A 16,523-nucleotide genomic window follows, 5' to 3' on the forward strand; every position below is an offset into this window, starting at 1 on the left:
TCCGACTCAATCGATCAGGAACACCGCCTCGACGTTGTCCGTGATGCTGATCTCCTGCTGCTCATAGCTGGCATCCGCCTCGGGCGCCGCCGCCATCGCGGCCATCTTCATCCCTCGGCCATAGACCGGCATGGGCGCGGCATTGCGATACTCGATGCTGTATACCTTGCCCAGGGTCACCCCAAATGCCTTGGCCAGGGATTGCGCCTTGGCTCTGGCATCTTGTACCGCGCTGACTCTGGCCTGCTCGCGAGCAGCCTGGGGATCTTTCAAACCAAACTCAATCTGGGAAACGGACTCGAGCCCGGATTTGAGGGCGGTGTCCATCAGCTGGCTGAGCTTGTCGAGTTGATAGAGTTTGACTGCCAGCTGGCGCTGAGCACGATAACCGGTCAATTCGGGTTTACGGTTTTGCGGATACTGATATTCGGGGGAGATCACCAGATTGCCCGCCTCCACATCGCTGCGTTTGATGCCCAACCCCTCGAGTTGACCAAAGAAGGCCGCAACCCGTTTGTCGACCTGCTGCTTGGCATCAATGCCCTTCTTCTCCAACGCCGTCACGGCCACACGCAGGGTCAGCATGTCGGGCTCCACCTTCTGCTCGGCATTGCCGCTCACCAACAGATGCGGGGCTTGAGGCACCTCGATAGCCATGGTGGTTGCACTGGTGCAAATCAGACACAGGGAAAGGATGGAACGCCACATAGATAACACCTCAATCAGAATGATGGCGGCATTATGCACGGGCCAGATGCAGATTCATATATCGTGACTGGGGGGTATAAAGTCCAGCACGTGATTGCTCATGTCCAGACTAATGCTGATCTCGTTGATCGCCTGTGCTGGCGGTTGAGAGAGATTCGGTGTGGCGGCCAGTTCCGGCAGCCTGTCGGCCTCATCGAAGTGGAATGAGTCCCACGACAGAATGTGTCCCTCAACAGGTGACGTCACCTCCACAGCGGCAATGGGAGCACTCCAAGCGTCCCATCCTTGCGTATCGGGACTGGCCAATAAATCATGCAGGGGAGCCGTGATACTCTGCAACGAGCACTCTTGCTGACTCTGCCCATCGCCGCAGAGCAGCACCATGTGGGGGGATTCAACACCGACATAGGGGACGAAGGAGAGTTGCATAGCGGCAAAGTCGACGTTCAACACCCCGGCGGCCTCACCATCTTCGTTCTCTATTTCAAGCCCGGTCAGGCTGCTGCCATCGAGCTGGGTCTGATAGGCAAAGCGGCCGGAGCAGACAATATTGTCCTGCCCGTCCCAGCTATAGCGAATGCCATCAATGTCAATCCAGTTAAAGGGCCCCATATCTTCCTCACTACGTCAATGTTGCCTATCTTAACGTCCTTCCCGTGTCAGCAACAGAGGGCTGGCAAGCCCGCCCTCTGTACATGCTGTCTACGGATGCGGATCCACCTTGAGGTTACCATCATCGAGCAGTTGCTTGATGATGTCCTGGTTGGAACCAGAAGAGAAGCTAGGTGCATTCTGGAAGAGCACAGTCAACTGATCCCCGCCTGCAGTACCACCATTGGTGTCTATGGTCAGCATGTTATTGGCCGTATCAAAGGTCAGATAACTGTTGAGCGTACCGGCCAAGACACTGTTGTTGGCGCTGGCAGGCACATCGACCAGCAACTGGGACAAGTCCAGCACATCGCTGTTGGCATTGCTGCCACTCAACCCTAGGGTGAAGTCGGCTATCTTGTCGATGCTGCCATCGCCCTCGCCAGCCAGCCACTTGAAGGTATCGTGCCCGGCGCCACCGGTCAGGGTATCTGCACCCAGGCCACCGATCAGCGTATCGTTGCCGATGCCGCCATCCAGGATATCGGTACCCCCCCCTCCCAACAGGGCATCATTGCCTGCATCACCATACAGGGTATCGTTCCCAGCGCCCCCTTCTATGTGGTCATGACCCCCATTGCCATGAATGGTGTCATTACCGCCATAACCCAACAGCACATCATCGCCTGCCGTTCCGTTAAGGTTGTTATCAGCACCGGTGCCTTCTATCGGAGTCGGCACAGCGGCAGCTGTGGCTCCAATGTTGATGGTCAGCTGGGCGGTGTCCTGATCCCCGTCGTTCTGCATCACCTGATAGGTGAAGACTTCAGATTGGCCGACATTACTCAGGTTCGAGTTGGGAGTGTAGGTATAGGCACCATCACTGTGGATCTCGAGGGAACCATAGAGCCCGGCAACCGTCTGACTGGTGGTAACAGAGGTATAACTGCTGCCATTCCAGATCTTGAGCACAGCGTGCTCGCTGCCCAGCGCATCTACCGCCCCCCAGGGATCGCTGCTGTACGGGTTGTGGTTGGGATCGGTCAGCACATTGCCCTGAGCAGCCATGATGGCAATGGCGGCGGTGGCAGCGGCTGTAATGTTGAGTCTGATATTGTCCAGTTGCAAGGTGGAGTCACTGTTACCCGCACCATCATTGACCGAGAAATAGACCCGATAACGAGTGTTTGTATCCAATGTGGTCGTCGTGATCGTGGTCATTGCACCAGGATCGCTGGACAGAGTACCACTCAAGCCATTCCCGGAGAGCTGAATCCAGTTAGCACCATCAAACTTATAGAGGTTCCAAGTCACTGTATCGCTATTATTCACATTGCCTCTGTCATACTGGAAGCTCAGCGTTGTCGCCAGTGTCGAACTCGTGACAAACTCGGGGGTAATAAGCTGCGCAGCCCCCACACCATCATCATTCGTGTCGACCAGTTGCAATACGCCACTGCTCACGCTGCCATCCAGTGTTGTGTTGTTCAAGGTGCTGACGACCCACTTGTCTACATTACCTGCAACCGCCGTAGCGATAGTGCTTGACCCCAAATCGATCACGCTGGTACCGGCGCCAGACGTGGCATATATCCAGGGGTTATATCCTGTACCGCTCCCATTGGTCGTCGTCTGGAAATCCGCCAAGGTTGTAGGGGTCGTCACCCCTGGCACCATGATCTGATACACCAGCGCCTCATTGCTGTTGTCATAGACGGTGACCTCACTGGAATCCGTGGTGATCATATTCAACACCCCTGTCTTCACATCCCCATCGGCATCACTGATGGTGTAACGGAAGGTTTCGGTGTAGTCATTGGCCACATCCAGCGACAGGCTGTAACTGTAAGCCCCGGTCAACAAATTGACCGAGAGAGTGCCCCCCCCATGAGTCGGAATAGTCAGCACATGGGTAGTAGCGTTATAGCCGGAATAAGCCGTGGTGTAGATAACGTCCGGTGTCGCCGGGTTACCATCGGCATCGTGGGAAATACTGGTAATGGGCAAGGCGGCAGGACCGTCCGCACCAAAGGCCACCCCAGCATCGATCAGCAGGTTGCCTGTGGTTGGCACCTGCACAGTCCCCGAGAGGGTGCTGGCCAACTGACTCAGGTCCGTCACTATGATGGCAGGCTGATCTGTTCCCGTAGCGCCGTTGTAAGAGATAGGCTCCAATGCTGGCGCCGTCGCCCCGCCCCCCATCCCCAAGGCATAGGCCTTGACATCATTGTTGGTCAGGAAATTCTGCCAAGCAGTCTGTTCAGCCGCATTGATACCGTTGTTTCCCGTACCGACCACACCGGGCCAGCTGGTGCTTTCGGTAGGCTCACCATCGGAGAGGAAATAGAGCACGCTCTGTCCGCCGATGATCTTCCCTGCCGAATCATATGCCGCCATCGCCTTGATCAAAGCATCGTCATAATCAGTGCCGCCGTTACCCAAGGTATCGGTAATGTCATCGATAACATCCAGTGCCTGAGCTGCCGTCAACCAGATATCCCCCGAGCCGAGGAAGTTGGTGGTCGCCGTGCTGGCAAACCCCACCAGACGCACCATCACATTGCCCAGATCGTCATAGTCGCTGATCAGTTGCAGGATGGAGGCCCTGGCAACGGCCATTCGGGTAGCAAATCCAGGTGCCTCTGCATCGAAGTCCATACTGCCCGAGGTATCCAATATGATCATCAGATTGGTACCAGGGTTAGAAAACTCTTCTACCCGGGTATTCAGCTCTACCGGTTGAACCGGCACGTCATCCACGATGCGCACGATGAGCTGGTCGCTGCCACTGGTGCCACTCACCCCGTTCACCGTGATGGTCACGCTGTCATCAAACTCGGTCAGCGTGGCCCCCGCCTTATTGTCGTTGTCGATGGTCGCGCTCAGGGTGTAGCTGTAGTTCACCGTCCCACTGGTCGCTGTCCCGCTGTAACTCAGCAGGGTCAGTACCCCCTCCCCGGTGTTGATGGTCTGGCTGCCGTTGAAGGCCTGCATCTGGGCAAAGGTAAAGGTCGTGCCCCCTATCACCACGTTCAAAATCCCGTCCGACGCCGCCACCGTGAAGCTGCCCGTCGCCGTCTCGCTGTTGGCCGCCGCATTCGAGCCGTTCGGGCTGAGACCCGCCTCGTACACCAGGTGGTCCGGACCCATCGCCGCCACCGTCACCACGCTGGAGGTATCGTTCGCACCCTGGATGGTAATGGTCAGCTTGGCGATAGCCTCATCGCCATCGGCATCCTTCATGGTGTACCAGACGTCATAGCTCTGGTTGAAGGCCGATGTCAGCGCCTGGGTCGCCGGGCGGCTGTTGTCCAGCGCATAGGTCCAGCTGCCATCGCCGTTTTGCACGAAGTTACCGTAGGTCGTCAGCGCGGTGACTGCCGCACTGTTGTTATGCCCGGTCGCACTCCAGCCCACGAACGCCGCCGGGTTGTCTGCACCAGAGAGGTCATTGCCCAGCACGTTGCCGTTCAGGCTCGCCACCACGTCTTCGGTCACGGTGCCGCCGACATTGTCGTTGGCAGTCGGCACGTCATCCACGATGCGCACGATGAGCTGGTCGCTGCCACTGGTGCCGCCTACCCCGTTCACCGCGATGGTCACGCTGTCATCAAACTCGGTCAGCGTAGCCCCCGCCTTATTGTCGTTGTCGATTGTCGCGCTCAGGGTGTAGCTGTAGTTCACCGTCCCACTGGTCGCTGTCCCGCTGTAGCTCAGCAGGGTCAAGATCCCCTCCCCGGTGTTGATGGTCTGGCTGCCGTTGAAGGCCTGCATCTGGGCAAAGGTATAGGTCGTGCCCCCTATCACCACGTTCAAGATCCCGTCCGACGCCGCCACCGTGAAGCTGCCCGTCGCTGTCTCGCTGTTGGCCGCCGCATTCGAGCCGTTCGGGCTGAGACCCGCCTCGTAGACCAGGTGGTCCGGACCCATCGCCGCCACCGTCACCACGCTGGAGGTATCGTTCGCCCCCTGGATGGTAATGGTCAGCTTGGCGATAGCCTCATCGCCATCGGCATCCTTCATGGTGTACCAGACGTCATAGCTCTGGTTGAAGGCCGATGTCAGCGCCTGGGTCGCCGGGCGGCTGTTGTCCAGCGCATAGGTCCAGCTGCCATCGCCGTTTTGCACGAAGTTACCGTAGGTCGTCAGCGCGGTGACTGCCGCACTGTTGTTATGCCCGGTCGCACTCCAGCCCACGAACGCCGCCGGGTTGTCTGCACCAGAGAGGTCATTGCCCAGCACGTTGCCGTTCAGGCTCGCCACCACGTCTTCGGTCACGGTGCCGCCGACATTGTCGTTGGCAGTCGGCACGTCATCCACGATGCGCACGATGAGCTGGTCGCTGCCACTGGTGCCGCCTACCCCGTTCACCGCGATGGTCACGCTGTCATCAAACTCGGTCAGCGTAGCCCCCGCCTTATTGTCGTTGTCGATTGTCGCGCTCAGGGTGTAGCTGTAGTTCACCGTCCCACTGGTCGCTGTCCCGCTGTAGCTCAGCAGGGTCAAGATCCCCTCCCCGGTGTTGATGGTCTGGCTGCCGTTGAAGGCCTGCATCTGGGCAAAGGTATAGGTCGTGCCCCCTATCACCACGTTCAAGATCCCGTCCGACGCCGCCACCGTGAAGCTGCCCGTCGCTGTCTCGCTGTTGGCCGCCGCATTCGAGCCGTTCGGGCTGAGACCCGCCTCGTAGACCAGGTGGTCCGGACCCATCGCCGCCACCGTCACCACGCTGGAGGTATCGTTCGCCCCCTGGATGGTAATGGTCAGCTTGGCGATAGCCTCATCGCCATCGGCATCCTTCATGGTGTACCAGACGTCATAGCTCTGGTTGAAGGCCGATGTCAGCGCCTGGGTCGCCGGGCGGCTGTTGTCCAGCGCATAGGTCCAGCTGCCATCGCCGTTTTGCACGAAGTTACCGTAGGTCGTCAGCGCGGTGACTGCCGCACTGTTGTTATGCCCGGTCGCACTCCAGCCCACGAACGCCGCCGGGTTGTCTGCACCAGAGAGGTCATTGCCCAGCACGTTGCCGTTCAGGCTCGCCACCACGTCTTCGGTCACGGTGCCGCCGACATTGTCGTTGGCAGTCGGTGTGTCATCCACGATGCGCACGATGAGCTGGTCGCTGCCACTGGTGCCGCCCACCCCGTTCACCGCGATGCTCACGCTGTCATCAAACTCGGTCAGCGTGGCCCCCGCCTTATTGTCGTTGTCGATGGTTGCGCTCAGGGTGTAGCTGTAGTTCACCGTCCCACTGGTCGCTGTCCCGCTGTAACTCAGCAGGGTCAGTATCCCCTCCCCGGTGTTGATGGTCTGGCTGCCGTTGAAGGCTTGCATCTGGGCAAAGGTAAAGGTCGTGCCCCCTATCACCACGTTCAAAATCCCGTCCGACGCCGCCACCGTGAAGCTGCCTGTCGCCGTCTCGCTGTTGGCCACTGCGTTCGAGCCGTTCGGGCTGAGACCCGCCTCGTAGACCAGATGGTCCGGCCCCATCGCCGCCACCGTCACCACGCTGGAGGTATCGTTCGCCCCCTGGATGGTAATGGTCAGCTTGGCGATAGCCTCATCGCCATCGGCATCCTTCATTGTGTACCAGACGTCATAGCCCTGGTTGAAGGCCGATGTCAGCGCCTGGGTCGCCGGACGGCTGTTATCCAGCGCATAGGTCCAGCTGCCATCGCCGTTTTGCACGAAGTTGCCGTAGGTCGTCAGCGCGGTGACTGCCGCACTGTTGTTATGCCCGGTCGCACTCCAGCCCACGAACGCCGCCGGGGTGTCTGCACCAGAGAGGTCGTTGCCCAGCACGTTGCCGTTCAGGCTCGCCACCACGTCTTCGGTCACGGTGCCGCCGACATTGTCGTTGGCAGTCGGCACATCATCCACGATGCGCACGATGAGCTGGTCGCTGCCACTGGTGCCGCCCACCCCGTTCACCGCGATGGTCACGCTGTCGTCAAACTCGGTCAGCGTAGCCCCCGCCTTATTGTCGTTGTCGATGGTCGCGCTCAGGGTGTAGCTGTAGTTCACCGTCCCACTGGTCGCTGTCCCGCTGTAACTCAGCAGGGTCAGTACCCCCTCCCCGGTGTTGATGGTCTGGCTGCCGTTGAAGGCTTGCATCTGGGCAAAGGTAAAGGTCGTGCCCCCTATCACCACGTTCAAAATCCCGTCCGATGCCGCCACCGTGAAGCTGCCTGTCGCCGTCTCGCTGTTGGCCGCCGCATTCGAGCCGTTCGGGCTGAGACCCGCCTCGTACACCAGGTGGTCCGGCCCCATCGCCGCCACCGTCACCACGCTGGCGCTGTCATTCGCACCCTGGATGGTGATGGTCAGCTTGGCGATAGCCTCATCGCCATCGGCATCCTTCATGGTGTACCAGACGTCATAGCCCTGGTTGAAGGCCGATGTCAGCGCCTGGGTCGCCGGACGGCTGTTGTCCAGCGCATAGGTCCAGCTGCCATCGCCGTTTTGCACGAAGTTGCCGTAGGTCGTCAGCGCGGTGACTGCCGCACTGTTGTTATGCCCGGTCGCACTCCAGCCCACGAACGCCGCCGGGTTGTCTGCGCCAGAGAGGTCGTTGCCCAGCACGTTGCCGTTCAGGCTCGCCACCACGTCTTCGGTCACGGTGCCGCCGACATTGTCGTTGGCAGTCGGTGTGTCATCCACGATGCGCACGATGAGCTGGTCGCTGCCACTGGTGCCGCCCACCCCGTTCACCGCGATGCTCACGCTGTCATCAAACTCGGTCAGCGTGGCCCCCGCCTTATTGTCGTTGTCGATGGTTGCGCTCAGGGTGTAGCTGTAGTTCACCGTCCCACTGGTCGCTGTCCCGCTGTAACTCAGCAGGGTCAGTATCCCCTCCCCGGTGTTGATGGTCTGGCTGCCGTTGAAGGCTTGCATCTGGGCAAAGGTAAAGGTCGTGCCCCCTATCACCACGTTCAAAATCCCGTCCGACGCCGCCACCGTGAAGCTGCCTGTCGCCGTCTCGCTGTTGGCCACTGCGTTCGAGCCGTTCGGGCTGAGACCCGCCTCGTAGACCAGATGGTCCGGCCCCATCGCCGCCACCGTCACCACGCTGGAGGTATCGTTCGCCCCCTGGATGGTAATGGTCAGCTTGGCGATAGCCTCATCGCCATCGGCATCCTTCATTGTGTACCAGACGTCATAGCTCTGGTTGAAGGCCGATGTCAGCGCCTGGGTCGCCGGACGGCTGTTGTCCAGCGCATAGGTCCAGCTGCCATCGCCGTTTTGCACGAAGTTGCCGTAGGTCGTCAGCGCGGTGACTGCCGCACTGTTGTTATGCCCGGTCGCACTCCAGCCCACGAACACCGCCGGGTTGTCTGCACCAGAGAGGTCGTTGCCCAGCACGTTGCCGTTCAGGCTCGCCACCACGTCTTCGGTCACGGTGCCGCCGACATTGTCGTTGGCAGTCGGGCCATCGTCCTCGAAGCGGAACGTCCCGTTGACGCCCAGATCGACACTGGCCTTGGCGTTGTCGCCATCGGCATCGGTGACGGTCTGCACCAGGGTCAGCACACCACTGGTCAGGGTCAGGCTGACGCTGTCATCATGGCTACCGGTATCGCCGTGCCAGACATTGTCCAGCAGTGCCAGGGTCACCGCGCCAGTCGCCGGATCTATGGTGAGGGTGAAATAGCTCACCCCGTTGGCGCTGCCGGTGATGACATTGCCCACTTGGTTAAGCAGGATCTGGGCGCCCTGGCCGTTGGCCGCCAGCGGATCGACCGCATAGAGGCCGCTCGCCACATTGCCGCCATTGAGGGCCAGGCTGTAACCAATGTTGCCCGCGCCATCCGCGCCGAAGGCATGGTTGAACTGGGCTTGCACCGTGACCGCCGCCAGGGTCGCGCTGGCGATGCCGTCACCGCCCACCCCACCCAGCGCCGGCAGACTCTCATCCACCTTCACCGACCCCAGACTCGGGGCCTCACCGGCCAGTCCTGCGGTCGGGCCATCGTCCTCGAAGCGGAACGTCCCGTTGACGCCCAGATCGACACTGGCCTTGGCGTTGTCGCCATCGGCATCGGTGACGGTCTGCACCAGGGTCAGCACACCACTGGTCAGGGTCAGGCTGACGCTGTCATCATGGCTACCGGTATCGCCGTGCCAGACATTGTCCAGCAGCGCCAGGGTCACGGCGCCAGTGGCCGGATCTATGGTCAGCGTGAAGTAGTTCACCCCGTTGGCACTGCCGGTGATGACATTGCCCACTTGGTTGAGCACTATCTGCGCACCCTGGCCGTTGGCGGCCAGCGGATCGACCGCATAGAGGCCGCTCGCCACATTGCCGCCATTGAGGGCCAGGCTGTAACCAATGTTGCCCGCGCCATCCGCGCCGAACGCATGGTTGAACTGGGCCTGCACCGTGACCGCCGCCAGGGTCGCGCTGGCGATGCCGTCACCGCCCACGCCGCCCAGCGCCGGCAGACTCTCATCCACCTTCACCGCGCCCAGGCTGGGCGCCTGAGTGCTCACCCCCGCCGTCGGGCCATCATCTTCGAAGCGGAATACGCCGCCAGTACCCAGATCGACACTGGCCTTGGCACTGTCGCCGTCGGCATCGGTGACGGTCTGCACCAAGGTCAGCACACCGCTGGTCAGGGTCAGGCTGACGCTGTCATCATGGCTGCCGGTATTGCCGTGCCAGACATTGTCCAGCAGCGCCAGGGTCACGGCGCCAGTGGCCGGATCTATGGTCAGCGTGAAGTAGTTCACCCCGTTGGCACTGCCGGTGATGACATTGCCCACCTGGTTGAGCAGGATCTGGGTGCCCTGGCCATTGGCGGCCAGCGGGTCAACCGCATAGAGGCCGCTCGCCACGTTGCCGCCATTGAGGGCCAGGCTGTAACCAATGTTGCCCGCGCCATCCGCGCCGAAGGCATGGTTGAACTGGGCTTGCACCGTGACCGCCGCCAGGGTCGCGCTGGCGATGCCGTCACCGCCCACCCCACCCAGCGCCGGCAGACTCTCATCCACCTTCACCGACCCCAGACTCGGGGCCTCACCGGCCAGTCCTGCGGTCGGGCCATCGTCCTCGAAGCGGAACGTCCCGTTGACGCCCAGATCGACACTGGCCTTGGCGTTGTCGCCATCGGCATCGGTGACGGTCTGCACCAGGGTCAGCACACCACTGGTCAGGGTCAGGCTGACGCTGTCATCATGGCTACCGGTATCGCCGTGCCAGACATTGTCCAGCAGTGCCAGGGTCACCGCGCCAGTCGCCGGATCTATGGTGAGGGTGAAATAGCTCACCCCGTTGGCGCTGCCGGTGATGACATTGCCCACTTGGTTAAGCAGGATCTGGGCGCCCTGGCCGTTGGCCGCCAGCGGATCGACCGCATAGAGGCCGCTCGCCACATTGCCGCCATTGAGGGCCAGGCTGTAACCAATGTTGCCCGCGCCATCCGCGCCGAAGGCATGGTTGAACTGGGCTTGCACCGTGACCGCCGCCAGGGTCGCGCTGGCGATGCCGTCACCGCCCACCCCACCCAGCGCCGGCAGACTCTCATCCACCTTCACCGACCCCAGACTCGGGGCCTCACCGGCCAGTCCTGCGGTCGGGCCATCGTCCTCGAAGCGGAACGTCCCGTTGACGCCCAGATCGACACTGGCCTTGGCGTTGTCGCCATCGGCATCGGTGACGGTCTGCACCAGGGTCAGCACACCACTGGTCAGGGTCAGGCTGACGCTGTCATCATGGCTACCGGTATCGCCGTGCCAGACATTGTCCAGCAGCGCCAGGGTCACGGCGCCAGTGGCCGGATCTATGGTCAGCGTGAAGTAGTTCACCCCGTTGGCACTGCCGGTGATGACATTGCCCACTTGGTTGAGCACTATCTGCGCACCCTGGCCGTTGGCGGCCAGCGGATCGACCGCATAGAGGCCGCTCGCCACATTGCCGCCATTGAGGGCCAGGCTGTAACCAATGTTGCCCGCGCCATCCGCGCCGAAGGCATGAGTGAACTGTGACTGTACGGCAACACCACTCAACACTGCACTTGCAATACCATCGCTACCAGCTCCCCCCAAGGCGGGCAGGCTTTCATCCACCACCACGAAACCTGGGCGCTGGAATTCGACTGCCAAGCCCGAGGCCGGGCCATCGTCCTCGAAGCGGAACGTCCCGTTGACACCCAGATCGATGCTGGCCTTGGCGCTGTCGCCATCGGCATCGGTGACGGTCTGCACCAGGGTCAGCACGCCGCTGTTCAGGGTCAGGCTGACGCTGTCATCCGGGTTGCTGGTATCGCCGTGCCAGACATTGTCCAGCAGCGCCAGGGTCACGGCGCCAGTGGCCGGATCGATGGTGAGGGTGAAGTAGTTCACCCCGTTGGCACTGCCGGTGATGACATTGCCCACTTGATTGAGCACTATCTGAGTGCCCTGGCCATTGGCGGCCAGCGGATCGACCGCGTAGAGGCCGCTCGCCACGTTGCCGCCATTGAGGGCCAGGCTGTAACCAATGTTGCCCGCGCCATCTGCGCCGAAGGCATGGTTGAACTGGGCTTGCACCGTGACCGCCGCCAGGGTCGCGCTGGCGATGCCGTCACCGCCCACCCCACCCAGCGCCGGCAGACTCTCATCCACCTTCACCGACCCCAGACTCGGGGCCTCACCGGCCAGTCCTGCGGTCGGGCCATCGTCCTCGAAGCGGAACGTCCCGTTGACGCCCAGATCGATACTGGCCTTGGCGCTGTCGCCGTCGGCATCGGTGACGGTCTGCACCAGGGTCAGCACACCGCTGGTCAGGGTCAGGCTGACGCTGTCATCATGGCTACCGGTATCGCCGTGCCAGACATTGTCCAGCAGCGCCAGGGTCACGGCGCCCGTGGCCAGATCGATGGTGAGGGTGAAGTAGTTCACCCCGTTGGCACTGCCGGTGATGACATTGCCCACTTGGTTGAGCAGGATCTGCGCACCCTGGCCGTTGGCCGCCAGCGAGTCGACCGCATAGAGGCCGCTCGCCACATTGCCGCCATTGAGGGCCAGGCTATAACCAATGTTGCCCGCGCCATCTGCACCGAAGGCATGAGTGAACTGTGACTGTACGGCAACACCGCTCAACACTGCACTTGCAATACCATCGCTACCTGCTCCCCCCAAGGCGGGCAGGCTTTCATCCACTACCACGAAACCTGGGCGCTGGAATTCGACTGCCAAGCCCGAGGCCGGACCATCATCTTCGAAACGAAACACGCCGCTGGCGCCCAGATCGAGGCTCGCCTTGACACTGTCGCCGTCGGCATCGGTGACGGTCTGCACCAGGGTCAGCACACCGCTGTTCAGGGTCAGGCTGACGCTGTCATCATGGCTACCGGTATCGCCGTGCCAGACATTGTCCAGCAGCGCCAGGGTCACCGCGCCTGTGGCCGGATCTATGGTGAGGGTGAAGTAGCTCACCCCGTTGGCGCTGCCGGTGATGACATTGCCCACTTGGTTAAGCAGGATCTGGGCACCCTGGCCGTTGGCGGCCAGCGAGTCGACCGCATAGAGGCCGCTCGCCACATTGCCGCCATTGAGGGCAAGGTTGTAGCCGATACTGCCCGCGCCATCCGCGCCGAAGGCATGGCTGAACTGGGCCTGCACCGTAGCTGCGGCCAGGGTCGCGCTGGCGATGCCGTCGCTGTCAGCGCCACCCAACACAGGCAAACTCTCATCCACGCTGACCACACCCAGCTCACCAGAGCCGGGGATAAGACGCACGCTGGGCACATCGTCCAGTATCACCACATCCAGGCTGGCACTGGTACTGTCACCATCGTTGTCGGTCAGCACAACGTTGAAGCTTTCAGTCAGCGCGGTGTCATTGGCTGGCTGAGTGTGGGTTTCGTTGTCGTTCAGGGTGTAGCTGTAATTGACTGTCCCGGCACCGGTTACAGGGTTGTAAGTGATGCCGGTCACCAGTAATTGATTGCCTGAAGGACTGGGGATCACCTGTGGGAAATTGGTGATGACCTGGCCATTGCTGATGAGCACCACCCCCCCCAGACTCAAGACCTGGACACCATCGACTGCATTGAAGGTGAAAGACCCCCCTTTGGTCAGCACCGCTGCATCAGGTGCACTGCCATCCGCCAAGGCGGCTTCATTCAAGACAAGCTCCCCTCCTTCCACTTGCAGCCCACCCAGAGCCACCGGGTCATCCACTGGGGAGATGGTGATGGTCAGGACCGACGGGTTGGTATCAGCGCCATCGGTCACGATGTAATTGGCAGGGGGAACAGGACCGGAATAGTTGAGAGCGGGGGTAAATGTATAGGAGCCATCGGCATTGATGATCAATGTGCCGATCCCCGCCAAGGTGGATGCGACGCCGGCCGGTATGCCGATGTTATTTCCCCAGCTATAAGAGACTATCGAGGCATCAGAAGGTCCATCGGGATTATTGGTATTGAGCAGCAGATTGCCGCTGATGGCCTGATTTTCCTGGGTAACTGCAGATTCATCCTGGTCATCGAGCTGATTGTCAGGCAAGAGATCGTCTTCTTGAAGACGATCGACAAAGGGTTCTGCACTGTGGTCTGTATCGAACCCGGCCTGAGCGATGGTGGCATCACCCGTGCGCGCTATGGTCACAAAGCCGCCATTGCCACTGGCACCTGCAACACCGCCTATTCCGCCACCACCTCCTGCCGCTGGCGCCCCCCCAGCTGCAGAAGCTTCAAAACTCTTGGTCGGATCGACCCCTTCCAGGATGGATTGTTGCAATGCGGCTATGTCATTGGGATCGAGAGGTTTGTCGGTTCCATCCGGTTTGGCCTCATCAAGGGCTTTGTCCGCTGCATCGGTTGGAACCTGGGCTTCGGGCGCAGCCGATGACCCCTGGGCCAGAGCGGCGGCCTCTTCGGGGGTGAGGAGTGCCAACTTGGCATCGTCAGCCAGTGTCAGTTTGGTGCCGGGTGAGAGCGTCTCACCCGCTTGCAATGGACGCGTACTGCCATCAGCATTGACGACGAGGATTTCCCCTTCCATTGAGGCGACGACGACAGTCTTATCGATCATTTGGGTACGCATAGCCTTGACTCCAACACTGAGGGTTTCGATGTATAAACCCTATGTGCGAAGTACGGGGACGTCCGTTGCAAAAATGTACTGGATTGGCATCCCAAGAGAGACACTCATGAACCAAATCGAACGCCGGCCATTTATCCTCTTAAAACAACATATTAGGTAGTGCCTCAAAAGAGGCCTTATCATCACACGAGATAATGTTAACTAATGGTTACATTGAAAGGTGATAAAAAAGGGCGCCACCTGGGCGCCCTTTTCATATTATTTTTGGCTCAAATGAGGAATGCCGGGTGTACAAAACCCTGATAACCGTCGATATGCAGGCCAGATAGCAGCTCAACTTGCTGCTCATTCTCTACCCGGGTAGCAATGGTCAAAACGCCGGCATTGTGCGCGGCACGGCATACTGCAGCCAGGAAGGAGGTATCCGCCCCCGGCTCCATGACCTGGCTGGTATAGCCATGGTCAACTTTGACATAGCTAGGAGCCATCTGTTCCAGATAGCCAAGGGATTGGAAGTGGCGACCATAATGATCCACACCCCACTGGTAACCATGCTCGCGCACCACGGCCACCAGTGCTTCAACCTGAGCTTGATGCTTCAGGATGGCCCCTTCCGGGATCTCGAACAGTAATCTGTCTTTCAACTCAGGATTGCGGCCCAAGAAGTCACCGAGCCAGAGCAGGAACTCATCCGAACAGATGGCCCCGGAGGTAATATTCACGGCAAGTACCAATTCGGCGTCTTGTTGTAGCAGGGGCACCGTGGCCGTGAGTATCGCCTGATCAAACTCGCTGCCGAGTTTGAACTGCTCGATAGCCGGCAGGAACTGACCCGCAAAATAATCATTGCCATCGCGATGAATGGCGGCAAACAGTTCGGCGTGAAGCCTTGTCCCATTGTCAAAACGACAGGCAGGTTGTGCCTTGAAACGCCACAGTTGACGATTAATTGCATCTTCCACCAGATCCCGCCAGGCCAGGCGCCCCATCATGCCTTGATTATTGCCCCCTTCCATCACCACGGCGCCCCGTCGCTCGTTGCGCGCCCGGCCCAGGGCATTATCCGCCTTGGTCAGCAAGCTGGAAAGATCGTCCTGACTGTCTCGCCCGGCGATGCCGATCACCGACAGCGCATCCGCTTCACCCATAGGGTTGACCACCAGGTCGGCGATACGACTGTTGATCCGCTCGGCCAGCTCCTGCAAGGTGTCCAGATCGTTGGTCGGGCAGAGCAATGCGTACTCGGTAGCCGAGATGCGGGCAATGGCGGCCCCATCCCACCCACTCAGTTCATCATTAAGGCTCTGGGCAATGGACTTGACCATGTTGTCCCGCGCGGCAAAACCCTCGTCCCGATAGATGTCATCGAGCATATCGACCGCCACCAGCATGACGCCCCCCTGTCCCGCCTCGGCGATCCAGGCATTGACCTGACCGACGAAATAGGCGCGGTTGCCCAAACCGGAAACCGCATCCAGATAGACTCTCTCGCGCAGATTCTCAGCTTCCTGTGCCTGCTCCTTGAACTGAGCAGCCAACTTGCCAGACAGGGTATTGATGGCTTGCACCACCTGCTTTAGCTCCAGGGTACGCGGCTCGGGGATCTCATGACCAAAATGGTGTTGCTCTATCTCAATTGCCTGTTCACGGATCTGATCCAGCGGCTTGAGGAGATAACTGAGGGCACGCATCAGCAGCAATGTGGTGATGAGAAAGCCGACAACAAACCAGCTCGCCAGGTTGGTCATCCCTTGCCAGAGTTCGTAATAGGCCTGACCGCTATGACCGACCACCTTGAGCTTGCCAAGCTGTAACCAGCCTGACGTCAAAATGGACTCATTAGATATCTCTGGGAACAGATCCAGCTCCATGAACCATGCGGGAACCCCATCAACATGATGAGTATTCTCCTGCTCTATCACATCCTGGGAGGCCAAGAGATCGAGCCGGACCAAGCGATAGTAGCCGCCATCAAACACCGCCTTGATGACCGACTCGGCACTCACCTTGTCGCCATTCTCGAGATAGGGAGTCAATGCCAGTCCGAGGGCCGTTGCGGTGTTGATCACTGTCGTCTCTTGCTGCTGAGCAAGATAGGTGCGGGTCGAATTGAACTGAACCCAATAAGTTACGGCAAACAGAGCCCCGAACAGCAACAACATGGTGGCCAGTAACTGTCGATATAGCGTCATAGG

General features: G+C 60.1%; 4 protein-coding genes. All 4 read right to left on the reverse strand.

Annotated features, from left to right (window positions below; translation table 11 throughout):
• Nucleotides 1-6: 6 nt before the first annotated feature.
• Nucleotides 7-708: an SIMPL domain-containing protein gene (locus KYK33_RS12375; protein WP_042042283.1), complete on the reverse strand. Its 702-nt coding sequence runs from the start codon at nt 706-708 to the stop codon at nt 7-9.
• A gap of 54 nt (nt 709-762) precedes the next feature.
• Nucleotides 763-1,320 carry a hypothetical protein gene (locus KYK33_RS12380; RefSeq protein WP_224430710.1) on the reverse strand — a complete coding sequence of 186 codons (558 nt, stop codon included), beginning with the start codon at nt 1,318-1,320 and terminating at the stop codon, nt 763-765.
• 90 nt (nt 1,321-1,410) lie between these two features.
• A complete protein-coding gene (locus KYK33_RS12385) occupies nt 1,411-14,316 on the reverse strand; it encodes a retention module-containing protein (protein WP_224430711.1) in 12,906 nt (4,301 codons plus the stop codon).
• Between the two features lie 281 nt (nt 14,317-14,597).
• Complete coding sequence (locus KYK33_RS12390) at nt 14,598-16,520, reverse strand: EAL domain-containing protein (protein ID WP_224430712.1); 1,923 nt, start codon at nt 16,518-16,520, stop codon at nt 14,598-14,600.
• Nucleotides 16,521-16,523 lie beyond the last annotated feature (3 nt).

Origin of the sequence: Aeromonas rivuli (genome assembly GCF_020149575.1) — a bacterium.
Classification (GTDB): Bacteria; Pseudomonadota; Gammaproteobacteria; order Enterobacterales; family Aeromonadaceae; genus Aeromonas; species Aeromonas rivuli.

Bases quoted from the DNA above. Each gene is read 5' to 3' on its own strand.
- KYK33_RS12390 (WP_224430712.1), bottom strand. From the start codon at position 16,520: ATGACGCTATATCGACAGTTACTGGCCACCATGTTGTTGCTGTTCGGG.
- KYK33_RS12385 (WP_224430711.1), bottom strand. From the start codon at position 14,316: ATGATCGATAAGACTGTCGTCGTCGCCTCAATGGAAGGGGAAATCCTC.
- KYK33_RS12375 (WP_042042283.1), bottom strand. From the start codon at position 708: ATGTGGCGTTCCATCCTTTCCCTGTGTCTGATTTGCACCAGTGCAACC.
- KYK33_RS12380 (WP_224430710.1), bottom strand. From the start codon at position 1,320: ATGGGGCCCTTTAACTGGATTGACATTGATGGCATTCGCTATAGCTGG.